The organism is Pseudomonas sp. 2835, from assembly GCF_050435905.1.
GTDB lineage: Bacteria > Pseudomonadota > Gammaproteobacteria > Pseudomonadales > Pseudomonadaceae > Aquipseudomonas.
This window is the reverse complement of the sequence record NZ_JBNDLE010000001.1, coordinates 205,008-223,441: the sequence shown is the minus strand read 5'-3', so window position 1 is coordinate 223,441 and position 18,434 is coordinate 205,008. Positions and strand designations below refer to the sequence as shown.

The 18,434-nt window shown below is 63.8% G+C and carries 12 protein-coding genes; 10 read left to right on the top strand and 2 right to left on the bottom strand.

Going from position 1 to position 18,434, the window contains the following annotated elements; translation table 11 throughout:
• Positions 1-44 precede the first annotated feature (44 nt).
• Together ABIE20_RS00820 and ABIE20_RS00815 are read right to left on the bottom strand one after the other, a co-directional pair.
• Positions 45-5,228: a dermonecrotic toxin domain-containing protein gene (locus ABIE20_RS00820; protein ID WP_429501955.1), complete on the bottom strand. Its 5,184-nt coding sequence runs from the start codon at positions 5,226-5,228 to the stop codon at positions 45-47.
• A gap of 84 nt (positions 5,229-5,312) precedes the next feature.
• Positions 5,313-7,022 carry a sulfatase-like hydrolase/transferase gene (locus ABIE20_RS00815; protein ID WP_429501953.1) on the bottom strand — a complete coding sequence of 570 codons (1,710 nt, stop codon included), beginning with the start codon at positions 7,020-7,022 and terminating at the stop codon, positions 5,313-5,315.
• A gap of 402 nt (positions 7,023-7,424) precedes the next feature.
• Between ABIE20_RS00815 and ABIE20_RS00810 the strand changes: the two genes are divergently transcribed.
• From ABIE20_RS00810 to ABIE20_RS00765, 10 genes are read left to right on the top strand one after another with little or no spacing between them, the layout of a single operon-like run.
• Positions 7,425-8,777 (top strand): UDP-glucose dehydrogenase family protein, encoded by a 1,353-nt coding sequence (locus tag ABIE20_RS00810; RefSeq protein WP_429501951.1) that lies wholly within the window; start codon positions 7,425-7,427, stop codon positions 8,775-8,777.
• Complete coding sequence (locus ABIE20_RS00805; protein ID WP_429501949.1) at positions 8,774-9,844, top strand: NAD-dependent epimerase; 1,071 nt, start codon at positions 8,774-8,776, stop codon at positions 9,842-9,844. Before ABIE20_RS00810 ends, ABIE20_RS00805 begins: the two co-directional genes overlap by 4 nt.
• The gene (locus ABIE20_RS00800) at positions 9,841-10,587 is read left to right on the top strand and encodes a sugar transferase (RefSeq protein WP_429501947.1); all 747 of its coding nucleotides are present in this window, start codon (positions 9,841-9,843) and stop codon (positions 10,585-10,587) included. Before ABIE20_RS00805 ends, ABIE20_RS00800 begins: the two co-directional genes overlap by 4 nt.
• Positions 10,588-11,235, top strand: coding sequence for a CpsD/CapB family tyrosine-protein kinase (locus ABIE20_RS00795; RefSeq protein WP_429501945.1), 648 nt, complete (start codon positions 10,588-10,590; stop codon positions 11,233-11,235).
• 22 nt (positions 11,236-11,257) lie between these two features.
• Complete coding sequence (locus ABIE20_RS00790; protein WP_429501944.1) at positions 11,258-12,280, top strand: polysaccharide biosynthesis/export family protein; 1,023 nt, start codon at positions 11,258-11,260, stop codon at positions 12,278-12,280.
• A 20-nt stretch (positions 12,281-12,300) separates the two neighbouring features.
• Positions 12,301-13,890, top strand: coding sequence for a GumC family protein (locus ABIE20_RS00785; RefSeq protein ID WP_429501943.1), 1,590 nt, complete (start codon positions 12,301-12,303; stop codon positions 13,888-13,890).
• The gene (locus ABIE20_RS00780; protein ID WP_429501941.1) at positions 13,887-14,975 is read left to right on the top strand and encodes a glycosyltransferase family 4 protein; all 1,089 of its coding nucleotides are present in this window, start codon (positions 13,887-13,889) and stop codon (positions 14,973-14,975) included. The genes ABIE20_RS00785 and ABIE20_RS00780 overlap by 4 nt, the downstream gene beginning before the upstream one ends.
• A complete protein-coding gene (locus ABIE20_RS00775; RefSeq protein WP_429501939.1) occupies positions 14,972-16,342 on the top strand; it encodes an O-antigen ligase family protein in 1,371 nt (456 codons plus the stop codon). The genes ABIE20_RS00780 and ABIE20_RS00775 overlap by 4 nt, the downstream gene beginning before the upstream one ends.
• Positions 16,339-17,304 (top strand): glycosyltransferase family 2 protein, encoded by a 966-nt coding sequence (locus ABIE20_RS00770; protein WP_429501937.1) that lies wholly within the window; start codon positions 16,339-16,341, stop codon positions 17,302-17,304. The genes ABIE20_RS00775 and ABIE20_RS00770 overlap by 4 nt, the downstream gene beginning before the upstream one ends.
• Positions 17,297-18,433, top strand: coding sequence for a glycosyltransferase family 2 protein (locus tag ABIE20_RS00765; RefSeq protein WP_429501935.1), 1,137 nt, complete (start codon positions 17,297-17,299; stop codon positions 18,431-18,433). The genes ABIE20_RS00770 and ABIE20_RS00765 overlap by 8 nt, the downstream gene beginning before the upstream one ends.
• The last annotated feature ends 1 nt before the right edge of the window (position 18,434 follow it).

Sequence of the window (18,434 nt, the reverse complement as noted above, 5' to 3'; positions counted from 1 at the left end):
GAGACCAACACCGCCTATGACGGCGGTGCTAGATAAGTACTGCCTCAGCCCGGCATAGCCGTGAGCCGCAACAGCAGTGCACGCTCGGCGGCGGCCTGCCCCCTGGCCAGTACGTTAAGGAACACGGTGTACTGGTGATCATTGAACGCCTGCCGGCGCAAGGCGCCCGCGTCATCATGACTGAGGGAGGTTATGCCGGCCCCGGCGAAGTCTGCTTCAGCAGCCTGCCCATTGAGGAAGCTGACCACACCGGCATCCAGCATCGCGACTGGCGGGTTGTGCAGGTCAAGACAATGATCGGCATACTCCGTGCCCTCGTACCAACGCTCGGTCAATGCATCGAATTGCGACTTGAAGCGCTGCTTGAGAAACCTTGTCCAGCCCGGCTGTTCAAGCATCCATTGCTGGCGACTGGTTGCGATGTCGAGCCTGCGCACTTCCCGCTCCACCCGGCTGGCCAGACGATCGCTGACATAGGCCAGGTGCCGGTAAAGCATCCCGTCCGAAGGCTCGGGGAAGTCCAGGCGGCTGGCCAGGGTGCGGCGCAGTGCCAGGCGAACTTCTATGTCGTCGACCGTGTGTGCAAGATCTGCGTCGCTGATGTCGTCCAGCGGGTCCAGCGCGGGCGGCGCCTCGCCGCTGTCCAGCGCATTTTTGCGCAGCTGGCGCAAACTGGAGATCCGGTCGGCGATCCGCTCCACTTGATGACGCCTGTACAGCCGCTGGTACAGCCCCAGCAACTCGCCAGTGCGGCCCTGGACATCCAGCGCCTGCCCGGCAAGACGATTGGCCATGACTTCGACCTCCAGCGCGGCGAACACATCCGCTCCGGCATCACCACAGGTATCAGGAAAACTGCCGGCGATGTCATTCAGATCGTTACGCAGCACTTCTTCCTGCGCCGCCAGTTCGAGCATGCTCCACACCCGACGGGTCAAGTGCTCGGCATCGATCTGCGCCGCTTGCGAGCGTTCCAGGGTGCTCAAGGCCGTGAACAACGAGCGGTTGCGTTCGTTGTCGAACAGCGCCTGCCACAACTCTTGTCGCACCTCGCTGGCACCTTGGAGCCACAGCCGGTTGGGCGTGATATCACCGTGGAACACATGGGAAAGGCCTAGCGCATGCAAGCGCAGAATGCCTTGAGCATCGAGCGGATTATTGGGCAAGCGCAGCGCCAGATCGCCAAGCGGCCCCTGACGGCGAAGGATCATCCCGAAGCGGGTTTGCGCCAATGGCGGTATCTGCCCAATCTGGTTGTCGGCCAGGTTGATCGAGCGCAGCTGGAACTGGTTCTGGTTCATCAGGTCGGTGAGCCCGGCTGGCCATTCGCGCAGCTGGCAGAAACTCAGGTCGACGCTGTCCAGCATGGGCATGAAGCTCAAGTCAGGCGCACGCATCAGGGGATTGGAGTGCAGGTTCAGCTTGCGCAGATTGATAAAGCGCTGAAATACCGCCGCCCCGGCCTCATCAAGGGTAATCCGGTTGTGCGAAAGGTTCAGATTACCCAGGCTCAACCTGGACAACTGTTCCAGGTGGCGGGTTTCGAGCACCAGCTGGTTGCTGCTCAGGTCCAGGTAGGCCAACGCAGGCAGTTGCGACAGTGCTTCGACGGCGGCGTCAGGCAATTGCCCCAGTCCATTACTAGCCAGACTGAAACTTTTCAGCTTTGCCAACGCCTGCAACGGCTGGAACATGGTGTCGTTGATGTGCAGCCTGTTACTGTTCATCGCCAGCTCTTCCAGCTCGCCACAGAGACTGATCGTCGACGGAATCTCGGGCAGGAAGTTCCCCCCCAGGCCCAAGGCCCGCAACTTCGGAAAACGGCTGAACAGATGCGGGGGAATTTCACCTCCGCGTACGCCATAAGGCCCGACGACACCGCGCATATCAAGCTCGGTGATGTGCGGGAACTGCACGTCAAGCGTTGGCAAGCCGGTGATATCCAGTTCCTTGAGATCAAGCTTGTGGCTCTGCGAGCCTCCGCCCCGTTGCCAGGCCCGCTTCAGGCGTGAGGCCACTTGCTGGCGCGTTGGGCTGCCGGGCGCGGATCTCGCCCAGTCGTCGAGCTTGATCTGCAGTTGCCGGTATTCTTTCTCGAGTGCCTCGACAATCTCGGCCAAGTCGCGGCCGCTCTGGCGCAACTCGCCAACCAGACGGGTAATCTGCTTGCTGCTCATCTCCGGATATAGCACGCCCAGGCGTCGATGAGTTTCTGGGCGCAAGGTGCTGGAGGCGCCGCCGAGGGTGTAACCGTTACGTCCATCTGCCAGGCGCAGGGGCGCCCGATGCCAGGGTTTGCGCGGCTGCTGGCCAAGCAGGTGCGACGCCCGGGGACGGTCTTCGAGCGCTAGTTCCTGCAGCCGCAGGCGCAACTGCCCGGCATCAAAGATATCCATGCTCAAGGCCTGGCGCTCGGCGTCCGGCAACGCCCTGAGGATAGCGGCAAAAAAGTCGTCACCGCTGGCCAGCTCGTTGCCCAGGCCATCATAGGCACGGTAGCGCTCGCTGTTGGCAACCAGGGTCTTGAGCTCGCCATCGGCACGGCCGATGCTGGCCAGCAGGCGACCGCTGACCACCTCCTCGCGTAGCTCGATCCGTACATTGCCTGTCCAGCCCGGCAACGATTCCAGCCCCCCCAGGGCCAGACGCTGGCTGTCCGGATTATTCGGGGCCGACACTTGCAACCCTTCCAGGGCATGGCTCAGACGCACCTCTCGCTGATACAGCCGCGCCTCTTCGGCCAGGCGCAGCGGCAGGCGCGCCCCGGCTTGATTGAGCTGCGCCTGTTCAACCAGGCTGGCCTGGCTTTCGATCTCCCGGGCGATGCGCTCGGGCAACTCGGGGAAGTCGCGCAGTAGCAGCGCAACACCCGGTGAAGAAGGCCCTGGCGCACTTTGCCTCAAGCGGTCGAAAATGGCGCCGCGATGTTTTTGCACCTGCTCGGCCAGGGTGTTGCGCAAGACCTGCGTGCGCGCAGCGGTTGCCACGTTACTGCCCAGCAGTTGACTGATTTCGTCCTCGCCAAGTGCGGCCAGGACCTTTTCCGGCAATTGGCCCTGACGTACCTCGCTGGCCAGCAGCTTGATCGAGCGCCCTTGCGGCCAGCGCTCCAGGCCGTAAGTGGATGAAGCCCCCCAAAGCTCCGGCCCGTCGTATACCTCCAGCACCCGGTTGGCGGGCCAGTTCGGCAACTCGACCAGCAAGGCTACTGGGTAGGTCATGCCTGGCTGCGGCATCATGCCGGCGCGCACGTCGCTGATCAGCCGGGTGATGCGTCGCTCAAGTTGCATGCGCTGCAGAGTATCGGCCAGCAGCGCAGGGATTGGCGCCTGGTCAACGTGGGCACTGCGCAGGGCCTGCTCATCGACGCCACTGATGCGTAGCGCACGCTCGAGTTGCGCATCGTCAAGCCCGTCGGCAAGCGCACCGATGCGCCTGAGCAACTGCCCGCGCGGCCAGTGCAGCGGCTGCTCGCCCTGGAACTGCCAGGCGCCCTGGCCGTTGTGCCTGAGCACAGGTTCGTAGGCCTGCGGGTCGGTGGGGTGCACCAGGCACCACTGCCCACTGTCGGTCTGGCGCTGCTCGTACCAGTGCTCGTTCAGGCGCAGGTAGTAACGCCCCTCGTGTAGGTACTGGCCCAGGTCGTTGGCCTGGACGCTGTCGGGGATCTGTACCTGGTTGGCATAGCCGCTGAGGTCGGCTTTCCACAAGCGCGTCTGGCCGTCGGCCAGTTCCACACTGTGCATGCGGTCGACAAAAGCCGATGGTTGCAAGGCCACACCGGCCGCCGCCAGGCCGGCGAACAGCCCCAGATTGAGGGCCAGCGACTCCAGTTGCGCAACCGCCTCGGCGGTTTCATGCGCTTCCCAGGCCTGCACACCATGGAACAGATTACCCATCAACTGTGCTCCCGTGACTGCCAGCATCACCTCATTGAGGCCGGGCACCACGAACGCGGCGGCATTGAGCACATCCAAGGCAATTTCCAACCAGCTGTCCAGCCGCTGCAGCCGGGCCTGGTAGTCTTCATCGCCGGTCGGCACGGCCAGCACCCGGGAGTTGGCCTTGAGCCGGCGCACCTGCAAAGCTTGCAACCTGGACCACAGCTCGCCCTCAACAATACGCTCGCTGACCTGCAGGCGCGGCTGGGCAATGGGCTGGCGAATCTGCTCGTTGCCCTGAAAGCGCACTTCAAACAGCGTGCTTTCCAGGCGACGGATAAACTGCCCCTTGAGCGCCTGAGGCACCTTGGCCGCCAGGGCGCGACTGTACTCGGTGGTTTGCAAGCTTATAGCCAGGTCCTTGGCGAAGGCACTGGTCGAGCTGTACTCCTTCAGCGGCGCCAGCGGCGCGCCGGCGATCCAGGCTACACAGCGTTCTGTCGAGTCGCTGCCGGCGGTTGGCGGGCCGATCAGCAGCACATCGGCCAACTCACAGTCGAAGATGGCCAGGCGACGGCACACCACCGGCTTGCCATCGAGCATCGCCGGCGCCCCCTTGAGCAGGGCCTGGAGCATGTCATGGGCCGAGTCGCTTATTTCGCTTTTGATCCTGGCCCGCTGCACCAGCAGTTGCACATCGGTGCGGGTTGCTTCGCTCATTTGCTCACGCAGTTGCTGCGCGTTGCCGGATTGGTCAAACACCTGCTCCAGGTGTTGCTGATAACCCAGTCCCAGATCCAGATCACGGCACAAGGCCGCGAAGTCCTTGGCGGTCAAGGCCAGGGTATCGGTGGCCTGGCCATCGCGGGTGAGGTGGCTGAAGTGAAAGTCCTCAAAAGCCTCGAAGTTCTGCAGCGCCGCTTCCAGCAGACTGGCGCGTCGCTCCGGCCCCTTGATCACTTGCCGCCCGCCTATTGTTTCGCTGGCCCAACGGTGCAACTGCGCACGGGTCACGTCCAGTTGCAGGCCGTGCTGCTCAAGCAATGCCCGGGTCAGCAACGGGGTGGCGTATTCAGTGATGCTCTGCAGTGCGGACAAACTCCCGGCCAGGCGCCAGCGCGCATCTTCCTGAGCCTTGGCTGCTTTGAGCAGGGCCGTGCGCTGCTCTGGCTCGCTGTCATTGAACCAGGCATGGGGCTGAGCCTGGCGGTCAGTATGAATCGCCCGCTGGCTGTGCAGCAGCGCTTGAAGGTTGTCGCGATTGAAATGCTCGAGCCTGGGGCGCAAACCTTCGGCCAGGCGTTTGTAGTGGTAGATGACGGTGGATGTATCAGCAGTATCGGACATGAGCAGGTTACCTGCGGATGGAATGGACCCGCAGGTAACCCTGTTCACTTGCGCCCCAGGCGCTACATAACTACTGCCCGCGCTTCAATCGGCCTGGCCCACCGGCATCTGCGCAGTGGGCAGAGCCTGGCCCGGCGTCACCACTTCGCTCAGGTCGATATGCTTGAACACAGGCTTGGCCCCCAGCCGCGCATTGAAGCGGGTGTTGAAGCTGAACGGGTCGTCGGTCGGCACCACCAGCGAGCGCCCGTACACCGCGGCGATGCCGGCCGGGTCGTAGCCGAGCAACTGCAGCAAAGTGGGGAAGATGTTGTAGTGGCTTGAGCGGTCTTTGTTGGCCGCCAATTGCGCCTGCCAGTCGAGGGTCCGCAGGCCCTGGCCCTGGATCACCACCAACGGTACCAGCCCCTCCTCTTCCACCGGGTTGCTGTCGCAGTGGGTGTTCAGCCCCGGGTTGCCGCGTTCGTGCAGGTCCTGGCCATGGTCGGAGGTGTAGATGAGCACCGCCTGGCTCAGGTCGGCCTTGGCGAACAGGCGGTTGAAGAACTCGCCGACGTTCCACAGCAGGCTGTTCATGTACGAGTTGCGGTACAGCACCCAGTCTTCGGGCTGGCCATTGAATCCATCGCGCCGGCCAGTGTCGGTGATGTCGGTGTACTGTCCGCGCGGCAAGGCCGGGCGGTAGGTCATGAAGTCGTCGGGGTACTTGTCATGTACCGGGAAGTGCACGCCGACCTTGTTGATCACGATCAGTTGCGCCTTGCCGTCGCCCAGCAGCTCGGTGAGCTTGGCCACGGCGGCCATGTCGCGGTCGCGCACCGGGGTGCTGTCAAACTGGATGAACTGGTCGATATCGCGTTTTTCTTTGGCGTTCATCAGGTTCTGCAGGTTGCCGCCGGTGCGCTGGGCATCGATGTACACGGTGCCCAGGCCTGCAGCCTTGGCGTACTGCCAGATCGACGGCAAGGTCGAGTTGATGCGCAGGTAGTCGTCGCGGGTGCCGCCATAGCGCAGGGTGACGTTGGTGTCGGAGCTGCAGTTGGCGATGGAGGCAGCGTAGCCATAATTGAAGATGCTGACCCCGGGCCGGCCCTGGTTGAGCTGGCTGCGCACACCATGGGCGGTGTTCAGGTCCAGGTAATTGCCCGAGACGCTTTCGTCGATGATCAGCACGATGTCTCGGGCCAGGGCCGGGCCGCTGCGCGCCAGGGTCACCGGTTCGCGTGGGCCGACACTATCGCTCAGCGACTCGTAGAGCATCAGGTTGGAATACGCCAGCGGCGTGAACATGATCGGCAGGCCGCGCGCGCCCTCGCCTGCGCGCACGAACAAAATCGCGGTAAGCAAGGCGATGCCCAGCAGCGGCGCCGCCCACGGCAGTGCCCGGGGCCCAGGCACGCTGTGCCGTGGCTTGAGCCCCAGGCCCAGCAATAACAGCAGCGAGCTACCCAGTACCCGGAGGATCACGCTGTGGTACTGCTCGATGGCGTCACCGATAAAGCCACCGGAGTAGACCATCGAAATAAAGCCGCTGTAGGTCAGGTAGTCGGCGGTGATGCGCGTATAGGCATCAAAGAACACCGCGCTGGCGCTGAACACCAGGGCAAAGCCCCAGCGCAGCCAGGCCTGGCGGATGTTGGCGCACAGCAGCAAGGCCAGCACCAGCAGCACCAGTACGCCGGCGTACAACAGCAACGCCGGGCTCAGGCCGATCGCCTCAAAGCGTTCGAGGTAGTACGGATAGTTGCTTAGCAGGTACAGCGCCAGCAGCAGTTCCTTGAGATATCTGTGCATTTCTCCCCCGCTAAACGCCTTGCAAACGACCCGATCTCTGACACGTTAGCAGTGCCCTGACAAAGCGCAAACCGGAACAACGTCAATTTTCTGACCCAACTTGGCGGCGTCAATTCTGACAGTTCAAAAACGCGAAAGCGTTGCATTCGTGAAACAGCCACATCCGTAAACGCCTTATTATTCGAGGGCTTCGACCGTTCATCGTTTAGCGATGCGGCAATTGGCCAGTGCCTACTCAAGCTAACCCCCGGATTTAGAAAGGCTTGATAGCGAAAAGCTCAAAACGCAGCGCGTGTAAATGCGACGAAACATGCCATTTGATTGACACGACTTTCCACGGGTGGGCTATACCGAAATCACACCACTGTTTCATCCTCATTACTCCATACGAGGCACGCCGACATGGACGTGAGCGTATTTGGCACCGGCTATGTCGGTCTTGTGCAAGCTGCGGCCCTCGCAGACGTAGGACACCGGGTTCTGTGCGTCGATGTCGATGCGCACAAGATCAGTCAACTGCGCCAGGGCGTACCGCCGATCAGCGAACCCGGCCTTTCGAGCATGCTCGAAGAGAACATCAAGGAAGGTCGCCTGCTGTTCAGCACCCAGGCCAGTGATGCGGTGATTCATGCCGAACTGATCTTCATCGCCGTCGGCACGCCGCCGGATGAAGACGGCTCGGCCGACCTCTCCCATGTCCTGGGGGTGACCCGGCAGATTGCCGGGCTGATGGAGGCCGATCGCACCCTCATCATCAAGTCCACCGTCCCGGTCGGCACTGCCGACAAGGTCGCAGCCCTGGCCCGCGAAGAGCTTGAACACCTGGGCAAGGGCGCGCTCAAGGTGCGGGTGGTGTCCAACCCCGAGTTCCTTAAAGAAGGCAGCGCCCTGGCCGACTGCATGCGCCCGGACCGGATCATCGTCGGCACTGCCGACGACCAGGCCCACGACCAGCTTGCCGAGCTCTACGCGCCCTTCTGCCGCAACCATGAAAAGCTCATGTTCATGGACAACCGCAGCGCCGAGCTGACCAAATACGCGGCCAACGCCATGCTCGCCACGCGCATCAGCTTCATGAACGAGCTGGCCAACCTCACCGAGCACCTGGGCGCCGACATCGAAGCGGTGCGCAAGGGCATCGGCTCCGATCCGCGCATCGGCTATCACTTCATCTACCCAGGCTGCGGCTTTGGTGGCTCGTGCTTCCCCAAGGACCTGCGCGCCCTGCTGCACACCGCCGAACGCAGCGGCATGCCCCTGCGCCTGCTGCAAAGTGTCAGCGAGGTCAACGACAGCCAGCGCCAGATCCTCTTCGCCAAGCTCAAGCAGCGCTTGCCCGGCAGCCTGGCCGGCAAGTCGATTGCCGTCTGGGGCCTGGCCTTCAAGCCCAACACCGACGACATGCGTGAAGCGCCGAGCCGCTACCTGATGGAGGCGCTGTGGGCCGAAGGCGCTACCGTGTGTGCCTTCGACCCAGAGGCGATGTCCGAATGCCGGCGCATCTACGGCTACCGCAAGGACCTGCAACTGTGCGCCACCCGCGACGACACCCTGGAAGATGCCGACGCCCTGGTGATCTGCACCGAGTGGAAGAACTTTCGCGTGGTCGACTTCGCCCTGCTGGCGAAAAAACTGCGCAGCCGCCTGATCATTGACGGGCGCAACCTGTACAACCCCGAACAGGTCGCCAGCTTCGGCCTGAGCTACAGCGGCATCGGCCTGCGTCAGGTCCAGCCCGAGGTGCCGGCGCCATGAAGATCCTGGTCACCGGCGCTGCCGGTTTCATTGGTGCTCACTGCAGCCTGCGGCTGTTGCGTGACGGCCACCAGGTGATCGGCCTGGACAACTTCAACGACTACTACGACCCGGCGCTCAAGCACGCGCGGGTGCGCTGGGTCGAAGCCCAGGCCAGAGCCTTCACCCTGTACCGCCTGGACCTCAACGATGCCGCCGGCATGGCCGAGCTGTTTGCCAGCGAGCAACCCGAGGTAGTGATTCACCTGGCGGCGCAAGCCGGGGTGCGCTACTCGCTGGAAAACCCGCGGGCTTACATCGACAGCAACCTCAGCGGCTTTTTGAACATTCTCGAAGGTTGCCGCCACCATCCGGTGCAGCACCTGCTGTATGCCTCGTCAAGTTCGGTGTACGGCGCCAACCAGCACACCCCGTACCGTGTCGAGGATGCCGTCGACCATCCACTGTCGCTGTATGCCGCGACCAAAAAAGCCAACGAAGCCATGGCTCACAGCTACAGCCATCTGTTCGGCATCCCCGCCAGCGGCCTGCGCTTTTTTACCGTGTACGGCCCCTGGGGCCGCCCGGACATGTCGCCGATCCTGTTCGCCCGGGCGATTGCCGAAGGCCGGCCGATCCAGCTGTTCAACGACGGCCAGCACCAACGCGACTTCACCTACATCGATGACATCGTCGAAAGCCTGGTGCGGCTGATCCCGCTGGCGCCACAGGCCAACCCGGCCTGGAACCGCGAACAACCGGACCCGGCCAGCAGCCACGCGCCCTGGCGCCTGTTCAACATCGGCGGCCAACGCCCGGTGGAACTCACTGACTACGTGGCGCTGCTGGAAAAACACCTGCAGCGCAAGGCCGCCATCGAGCTGCTGCCCTTGCAACCGGGCGATGTGCTGGCCACCTGTGCCGATGCCAGCGCCCTGGAACAGGTCACCGGCTTCACCCCCCAAGTTTCGCTGGATGAAGGGCTCGGGCGGTTTATTGCCTGGTTTCATCAGTACTACCCGCAACTTGACCGGGACGCGGTGCGGGTCAACGGGCAATTGCCCGCGCAGCAACGGAGAACGGTATGACAGGACAACCTAAAAGTGCGCAACTACAGGCACTGTACCAAGACAAGCGCATGGACCCTGCGCACCGCCAGCGCATCGACGCGGCGATCCACATGCAAGGCCGTGGCTGGCTGACCGGTCGCGCGGGCGGGCGTCCCTGGACCCTGTCGCGCACCAACCGGGTGGTCGCCTGTTTCGGTGCCTTGTGCATTCTGGCGATCATTTCGCCACTGCTGCTGACCCTGGCCGTGCTGGTCAAGTTCAGCAGCCCCGGCCCGGTGTTTTTCGTGCAGAAACGCACCGGTTACCGCGGCCGCGCCTTCGGCATGTACAAGTTCCGCACCATGGTCGCCAACGCCGAAGCCCTCAAGGAGTCGGTGCGCCACCTCAATAAGCACGGCGCCGATGCCATCGACTTCAAGATCGACAAGGACCCGCGCGTCACCCCGATCGGCCAGTGGCTGCGGCGCAGCAGCCTGGACGAGTTGCCCAACCTGTTCAACGTGGTAATCGGCGACATGCGTCTGGTCGGCCCGCGCCCCACCTCGTTCAACGCCTATCGCTACAAAGACAACCACCTCGCGCGCCTGAGCATCTACCCCGGCATGACTGGCCTCTGGCAGATCTCCGGACGCAGCGACATAGACTTCGACCAGCGAGTCGAACTGGACCTGAGCTACATCAACGAACAGAGCTTGATGCTGGATCTGAAGATCCTCTTCAAGACTCCCTTCAAAGTCTTCAGCGGCCACGGAGCAAGTTGAATGGACGGTTCTACTTCAAGAAGTCTGACGATCGCCACCCCGAGCGAAACCAACCTGACCTCGACAGTGCTCGATGAAGACCAGCGCATCCTGTTGCTGACCGCTGCCAACACCGGCAGCGGCACCAGCACCAGCGCCCTGGCTTTCGCCAGCCAGTTGGCGTTGATGAGCGGCGGCCCGGTCTTGCTGGTCGACAGCAGTCCCAGCAGCAACAACCTCAGCCAGCAACTGAGCCTGCACAAGCTGCGCGGCTTCAACGACCTGATGTTCGACCAGGACACCCCGCCTTTGATGCAGGACTGCATCGTGCGCCTGTCCGACCAGCCGTTCGACGTGCTGCCGGCCGGCACCTACAAGCGCGGCAAGGAGCGCCTGAACCCTGACCTGTTGCGGGTAGTGCTCAAGCACATGGGCGAGCATTACCGTTTTGTGGTGATCGACGGCGAGGCGGTGTACGCCAGCGCCGACAGCCTGATCATCGGCACCCTGGTCGATGGCGTGATCCTCGTCGTGTGCGCCGAGGAGACTCGCTGGGAAGTGGCCCAGGCCGCCGCCCAGCGCCTGACCCAGGCCGGCGCCAGGCTGATCGGCAGCGTCTTCAACCGGCGCAAGTACTACATGCCCAAGTGGCTGTACAACAATCTTTAGGCCAGCAGACCAGGAGCCTCACATGAAATACACAACGCTTGCGCTGTGCCTGCTGACCCTGGCCGGCTGCGCCAACCAGGACACCCGGCAGATGCCGGTACAGATCATGACCGCCGCACCGGCCAACGCCCAGGATACCGAGTTGCCGCGCAGCGAGCAGGTACTGCGCCCGCAGGACGTGCTCGATGTGATCTTCCATATCAGTACCAGCGGCTCGGCCTCGTACCAGATCCAGTCCGGCGACACCATCGGCCTGCAGTTCCCGGCAGCCAGTTCGCTCAACGGCAACCAGCTGGTGCTGCCTGACGGCACCATCGAACTGCCGCGGGCCAACACCTCGGTGAACATCGCCGGGCAAACCCCGGATCAAGCCCGCCGCACCATTCAGCAGGCCTACCGCAACAAGCACCTGTTCCAGCCGGGGCGCGACAACGTCACCGTGCAGGTGATCAGCCCGCTGACCAACGAGCTGAACCTCAGAACGGCCCTCAACCACCCGGCCACCGGCATGAGCCGCGAGATTACCGTCGGCAGCGACGGCCAGGCGAGCTTCCCGGAGATCGGTGCGGTGCCGCTGCAGGGCATGACCGTGACCCAGCTGCAGACCTACCTGAACAAGCGCTACGCCGATCTGCCGGGGCGCATGACCGTGGACGTGATGCTCAAGTCCACCGCCGTCAACGAGATCTACGTGCTCGGTGAAGTCGGCCAGCCCGGCGCCTACCCGATCCGCCGCCCGGTGTCGGTGCTCGAAGCCCTGACCCTGGCCCGTGGCCCGAACGTCAAGGCCCGGCTCGATTCGGTGGTGATCATGCGCCGCAACGGCAACCAGGTGCAGGCCGTGCCCTACAACGTCGACAAGGCCCTGGATGCCAGCGCCGCGCAAGTGGCCTACCTGCAGCCGGACGACATGCTCTATGTGCCCAAGACCAAGCTCGCCAGCGCCGGCGACCTGGCCCGGCAACTGGCTGACGTGGTGCTGTTCCAGGGCGTGGGCTTCAGCTTCGGTTATCGCGTAGACAACAAAGAAAGCGACAACAACTAATCCCAGGCGGGTATCCGAGCATGAATACAAAAGAAAACTACCTGCATGAATTCTTCAGGATCTTCTTCGCCAACCGCCAATTGGTGAAACGGGTATTCCTGGTTTTCGCAGTGATCGCCTTGCTGTTGCCGCTGGTGCTCAAGCAGAGCTTCGACATCACCGCCGAAGTGATTGTGCAGTCGAAAAAACTCTCCCAGAGCGATACCAACAACGCCCTGGACCAGGAGACCGACAAGTTCATCCCGCCCTCGCTGGCCGACATGGAAACCGAGAGTAATATCCTGCGTTCGCCGACCCTGATCCGCGAAACCATCAGCCAGTTGCGCGCCGAGGGCAAGTACGACATCCCGCCAAGCCTGATGCAGCGGGCGGTGTTCGGGCCGATCCGCACGGCGCTCGTCAACCCGCTGCGCGAGTACGTGGTCAACCCGGTGCGCTCACTGTTCGGCCTGGAGGTCGACCCGGTACGTGATACCGAGCTCGACACCCTGACCGACGACGCCATCAAGGACCTGAAGATCGAGACCCTGCCCGGCTCCAACGTGGTCTCGGTGACCTACAGCTTCCCTGACCCGAAACTGGGCACGCTGTTCGTCAGCCGCCTGCTCGAAAACTACCTGCGCAACCGCCAGAACCTGCAATCCAACGAGCTGCCCGAACAGTTCTACGAGCAGAAGAAACTGCAGTACCAGGTGCGCATGGATGACCTCGAGGGCAAGCGCCTGGGCATGCTCGAAAGCATCGGCTCCTCGGACCCCAAAGAAGAGATCACCTTCCGCCTCAACGCCATCAACACCGAAGAACAGGCGCTGAACCAATACCGCGACCGCCTGCTGCAAAGCCAGCAGTGGCTGGACTACCTGAAAACCAGCCTGGCCGCCGCCAGCAACGCTGGCATGCGCGATTTCGCCTTCCCCTACACCTTCACCACCACGGTCGACAACGTGGCCTTCGAAGACCGCGAAATCAAGCAGCTCGGTGAACAGCTGACCACCCTGGTGCTGACCTACGTCAGCGACCTGGCGGTGTTCCAGCCCGGCAGCGAGCAGATGCTGCTGCAGCGCGAGCAAATCGCCAAGACCCGCCAGCAGTTCCTCAAGATCGTCGCCAACCGCATCAAGGAGCGCGAGAAAGACCTGGCCGTGGTGCAGAACGTGATTGCCCAGAAAACCGCGCGCATTGCCGACTTCAAAGGCCGCGTGCACCAGTTGCAAGAGACCCAGAGCAAGGCGCGCCAGCTCGACACCGAGATCGACGCCCTGCACAAGGCGTACTTCACCTACACCCAGCGCTACGAAGAATCGCGCGGTGCCGACCTGCTCGGCGGCCTGTCCAACGCGCGCATCCTCAGCGCCCCGTACGAGCCTGCCGAGGCGGCGTTTCCCAAGCCGCTGCTGATCGTGCCGTTCGGCATGCTCACCGGCCTGCTGCTGGCCATTGCCCTGGTGTATGTCAAAGAGTTCTTTGACCGGCGCTTCAAGCACCCGGCGCAAATCAGCCATCAACTGGACCTGCCGGTACTGCTGGTGATCAACGACCAGACCCCGGAAACCCCCAACCCCTACAAGGGCTGGTCGCTGCCGCGGCTGGTGCACTGGGTGCGCAATTGAACGCAGCCCTGAGCCCACAGCGGCCGATCCTGCACCTGCTCAGCAGTGGCGGCTTCTATGGCGCCGAGCGGATGCTGCTGGACCACTGCCAGGCCACCCCTGGTCAGCACCAGGTGCTGTTTCTCGGGGCCCCGGAACACCTGGTGGCGCGTTTTCGCGCCGCCGGCGTGGCCTGCAAAAGCTGCAGCAACGCGGGCGAGCTGTTCGCTGAACTGCGCCAGCGCCATGACCAGCAGCCGCTGATCAACAGTCACAACTTCAAAGGCCTGATCTACGGCTGGCTGGGGGCGCGCTGGTGGCGCCTGCCGATGGTCGCCACCCAGCACGGCTTTACCCCCAGCAGCCGCAAACAACGGTTGTACACCTGGATCAGCCTGCAACTGTGCCGCACCGCCACCATCGAACGGGTAGTCTGCGTGGCCGAGAGCATCAAGCGTATTCATCGCCAGGCAGGGGTGGTCGAGCACAAGCTGCAGGTGATCCCCAATGGCCTGCCCGAAGCCGACGCCCTGCCCGCCCGCCACCCTGGCGATGGCCGCTGGCTGGCCGGTTACGTCGGACGCTTGAGCCCTGAGAAAGGCCCGGACCTGTTCCTCGATGCGTTGATCCCGCTGTGCCAGCGTCACCCGCAGCTCGATGCGGTGATGCTCGGCGATGGCCCTGAGCGCAACGCCCTGCAAGCGCGTATTGACGCCGCGCGGTTAAGCCAGCGCATCCGCCTGCCGGGTTTTCAGGCCGACATGCGCCAGTGGATGGCGCGCCTGGACGCCCTGGTGATCAGCTCGCGCACCGAAGGCACGCCGATGATCCTGCTTGAAGCCATGCAGGATGGCGTGCCGGTGGTGGCCTTTGCTGTCGGCGGTATCCCCGATGTGATCGAACATGGGCGCAGCGGCCTGCTGGCCCGGCCCCTGGCGGTGCAAGAGCTGGCCGCCCAGCTTGAGGCGCTGATGCTCGACCCGGCCCGGGCCGGCGAGCTGATCGCCCAGGCGCGGTGCACCCAACGCGAACGTTATCACCTGCCGACGCTGGCGCAACGCTGGGCCCGGGTCTACCTGGGCGCGGCCACGGAGACCTGCGCATGATCATTCCCCTGTCGCTGATCGGCCTGCTGGCAATTGCCTGCCTGGCCCTGCTCGCCAGCCCCTATCCGTTCCTCGCGCCGGGCGCGGTGCTGGGCCTGGCCGGTGTGCTGGCGCTGTACAAACGCCCGGCCTGGGGGCTGCTGGCGATCATCACCCTGGTGCCGCTCGAAGGCCTGTTCAAGGACAGCCAACTGACCGCCAGCAAGTTGATCGGCGCGGCCCTGGCGCTGGTGCTGGTGCTGCAGCTGGCAGTCAAGCAACTGCCCGCCGAGCGCCTGCGCAGCCCCATGTGGCGGCTGCTGCTGGGCTTTGTGGCGCTGTACCTGCTGAGCGTGTGGGTCAGCGACAACAGCGAGATGTCCCTGGGGCATTTGCGTGAAATGACCGTGGGCCTGCTGCTGTTCGGGATCACCCTGCTGATCGGCCGCGACCTCAACCTGACAATGATGTACCGCTTGGTGACCTTGAGCGTCGGTCTGACCTGCATCATGGCCATGGTCTCGGCCAAGTACCAGGACGAAGGCCGCGCCGCCGGCCTGCTGGAAGACCCCAACCTGTTCGCCATGCTCATCGCCATTGCTGTACCGATGGCCCTGTGGCTGGTGTTCAACAGCCCACGAAAGCTGCACAAGCTGTTCTGGATCGCCTGCTGCATCCTGCTGCTGGCGGGCATGACCAAGACCAATTCACGTTCGGGCCTGGTGGTGTTGTTGATCAGCCTGGGGATCGTGCTGGTGCACTACCGCACCCAGGTCGCCCACCTGCGTCCGCGGCACCTGGGCTTCGCCATGCTGGGTCTGGCGATCCTGCTGCCGACCATGGTCGCACTGATGCCGGAAAGCTACGTGGCGCGCATCCAGTCGCTGGCGCTGCTCAAGTCCGGGGTCAACGCTTTCAAGGACGATTCCCTGGGCCGGCGCTCGTCGTACATCGTGGTCGGCAGCAAGATGATTCGCGAACACCCGGTGCTCGGCACCGGCCCCGGCACCTTCCCCCTGCACTACGCCACCACGGGTTACGCCAAGGCGTTTTCGGCCAACCGCAAGGTCGGCGACCTGTACCGCCGGGCACACAACACCTACCTGGAGATTTTCAGCGAGGTCGGCGTCCCGGCCGGCATCCTGTTCGTCAGCATGGTCTTGCTGGCGTTGTACAACGTCTGGTACGCCCGGCGCCTGTGGTTGCGCCAGGGTGACCAGTATCGGGCCGACCTGCTCACCCACTTGTGCATGAGCATGCTCGCCATCAGCCTGTTTTTAATGTTCTTGAGTGCGCCCAACCACAAATACCTGTGGATCATGCTGGCGCTGTCCAGCGTGCTGCGTGTTGACGCCGAGCAGGCACGCCTGGCGCAGGTGAAGCCATGAAGGTCAGTGTCGTGGTACCCATGTTCAACGAAGCCCGGCACATTGCCCGGACCCTTGAGTCGGCGCTCAGGGCTGGCGCCGATGCCGGCCTTGAGTGCGAACTGATTGTGCTCGACAACGGCTCAAGCGACGACGGCCCGCAGATCGCCCAGCGCCTCGGCGCCCAGGTGCTGAACCTGCCCGGGCTGACTATCGGCGCCCTGCGCAACCGCGGCGTGCAGGCCGCCAGCGGCCAATGGCTGGCGTTTATCGATGCCGATATGGAAATGCCCGAGCACTGGCTGAGCCTGGTGCTCGGCCTGCACGCCCAAGGCCGTGGCGATGTGTTTGCCCTGGACTGCGACACCCCGCGCCAGGCGCCGTGGTTCGCCCGGGCCTGGCAACGGCGGACCCTGCGCGCCGGCGCGCCGGCGCTGCAGCCGATGCAATGGATGACGAGCCAGAACCTGCTGATGCAGCGCCACTGGTTCGACCAGGTCGGCGGCTTTAGCGAGACCCTGCGCACCGGTGAAGACAAAGACTTTACCTGGCGCCTGAACAAGGCCGGCGCGCACCTGTTGGCCCTGCGCCAGCCGCTGGCGTTGCATTGGGGCTTCGAAGGCAGTTGGCGCGAGTGGCTGGGCAAGGAGCTGTGGCGCCAGGGCAGCCACCTGCATCTGCTGCGCAGCAATGGCCCGAGCCTGCGCCTGCTGCGCTTCCCGCTGTTGTCGCTGGTGGTCTGGGGGCTCGATGCCCTGGCCCTGTCGGCGCTGCTGGTGGGTTACCAGCAGTTGGCGCTGTCGATGCTGTTGGTCAGCACGGCCCCGGCGCTGTTGCTGAGCCTGAAGCAGAGCCTGAAACACCGTGACCTGTTATTCGCCCTGCAACTCTGGGGCCTGCACTGGCTGCGCCTGCACCTGGCCGGCGCGGCCTTCGTGCTCAGCCTGTTCAACTGGAACGCAAGGAGGCCCGCCCGTGGCTGAGTTCATCTTTTGGTTGTGCCTGTTGCTGCCGTTTTATGCCTGGCTGGGCTACCCCCTGCTGCTGACCGTGCTGGGGCCGCTGTTCCCCCGTCACAGCCCTGCGCCGCTGGCGCCACAGCGGGTCAGCGTGGTGGTGGCTGCGCATAACGAAGAGCGCAACATCGACAACAAGCTGCGCAACCTGCTGGCCCAGGACTATCACGCTGAAAGCTTGCAGATCATCGTCGCCAGCGATGGCTCGACCGACCGCACCGTGGCCCTGGCGCGCAGCTTCGACGACCCGCGCATCCAGGTCCTGGACTTGCCGCGCATGGGCAAGAACAGCGTGCTCAATGTCGCCGTCACCCAGTGTACAGGCGACATCGTGGTGTTCACCGACGCCGATGTGCATTGGATCGACGGCACCCTCGCCGCCTTGCTGGCGCCCTTTGCCGACCCAGAGGTCGGCGCCACGGTGGGCAAGATGATCATCCCGGTGGCCGGCAACGGCCTGAGCCTGGGCGAAAGCCTGTACCGCCACTACGAAGCCTGGCTGCGCCGGGTGGAGAGCCGCACCGGTTGCACAGTGTCGGCCGATGGCGCCCTGCAGGCCGTGCGCCGCGAGCTGTACCAGCCGATCCCGGCGCGGGTCAACGACGATTTCTACATCAATACCTGCGCACCGGTGGCCGGCAAACGGGTGGTCTACGTTGATGAAGCCCAGGTGCTCGACCAGGGCGTGGACGAAGCCGAGCGCCAGTTCAGCCGCCGCCAGCGCGTCACCGTTGGCGGCCTGATCAGCCTGGCGCAGCGCCGCGAACTGCTCAACCCGCTGCGCCACGGCCTGTACGCCATTGCCCTGATCAGCCACAAGCTGATCCGCCGCCTGGCGCCAGTGCTGCTGGTGCCGATGCTACTAGCCAACCTCTGGTTGCTTGACGACCACGGCTTCTATCGCCTGGCCCTGGCCGCGCAACTGCTTGTCTACGCCATCGCCATCGCCGGCCTGCTGGACGTACGCCAGCGCCTGCCCAAACCCTTTCGCCTGGCGGCCTTCGTACTGGTCACCCTGGCCGGCATGAGCGTCGGCCTGTGGCAGTTCTTGCGCGGGCACAGCTACAACCAATGGACCCCCGACCAGACTCGATGAG

What these genes read in the sequence shown, in the direction of transcription:
- ABIE20_RS00785 (WP_429501943.1), top strand. Translation starts at nt 12,301, where the DNA reads ATGAATACAAAAGAAAACTACCTGCATGAATTCTTCAGGATCTTCTTC.
- ABIE20_RS00790 (WP_429501944.1), top strand. Translation starts at nt 11,258, where the DNA reads ATGAAATACACAACGCTTGCGCTGTGCCTGCTGACCCTGGCCGGCTGC.
- ABIE20_RS00800 (WP_429501947.1), top strand. Translation starts at nt 9,841, where the DNA reads ATGACAGGACAACCTAAAAGTGCGCAACTACAGGCACTGTACCAAGAC.
- ABIE20_RS00805 (WP_429501949.1), top strand. Translation starts at nt 8,774, where the DNA reads ATGAAGATCCTGGTCACCGGCGCTGCCGGTTTCATTGGTGCTCACTGC.
- ABIE20_RS00775 (WP_429501939.1), top strand. Translation starts at nt 14,972, where the DNA reads ATGATCATTCCCCTGTCGCTGATCGGCCTGCTGGCAATTGCCTGCCTG.
- ABIE20_RS00770 (WP_429501937.1), top strand. Translation starts at nt 16,339, where the DNA reads ATGAAGGTCAGTGTCGTGGTACCCATGTTCAACGAAGCCCGGCACATT.
- ABIE20_RS00795 (WP_429501945.1), top strand. Translation starts at nt 10,588, where the DNA reads ATGGACGGTTCTACTTCAAGAAGTCTGACGATCGCCACCCCGAGCGAA.
- ABIE20_RS00820 (WP_429501955.1), bottom strand. Translation starts at nt 5,228, where the DNA reads ATGTCCGATACTGCTGATACATCCACCGTCATCTACCACTACAAACGC.
- ABIE20_RS00810 (WP_429501951.1), top strand. Translation starts at nt 7,425, where the DNA reads ATGGACGTGAGCGTATTTGGCACCGGCTATGTCGGTCTTGTGCAAGCT.
- ABIE20_RS00815 (WP_429501953.1), bottom strand. Translation starts at nt 7,022, where the DNA reads ATGCACAGATATCTCAAGGAACTGCTGCTGGCGCTGTACCTGCTAAGC.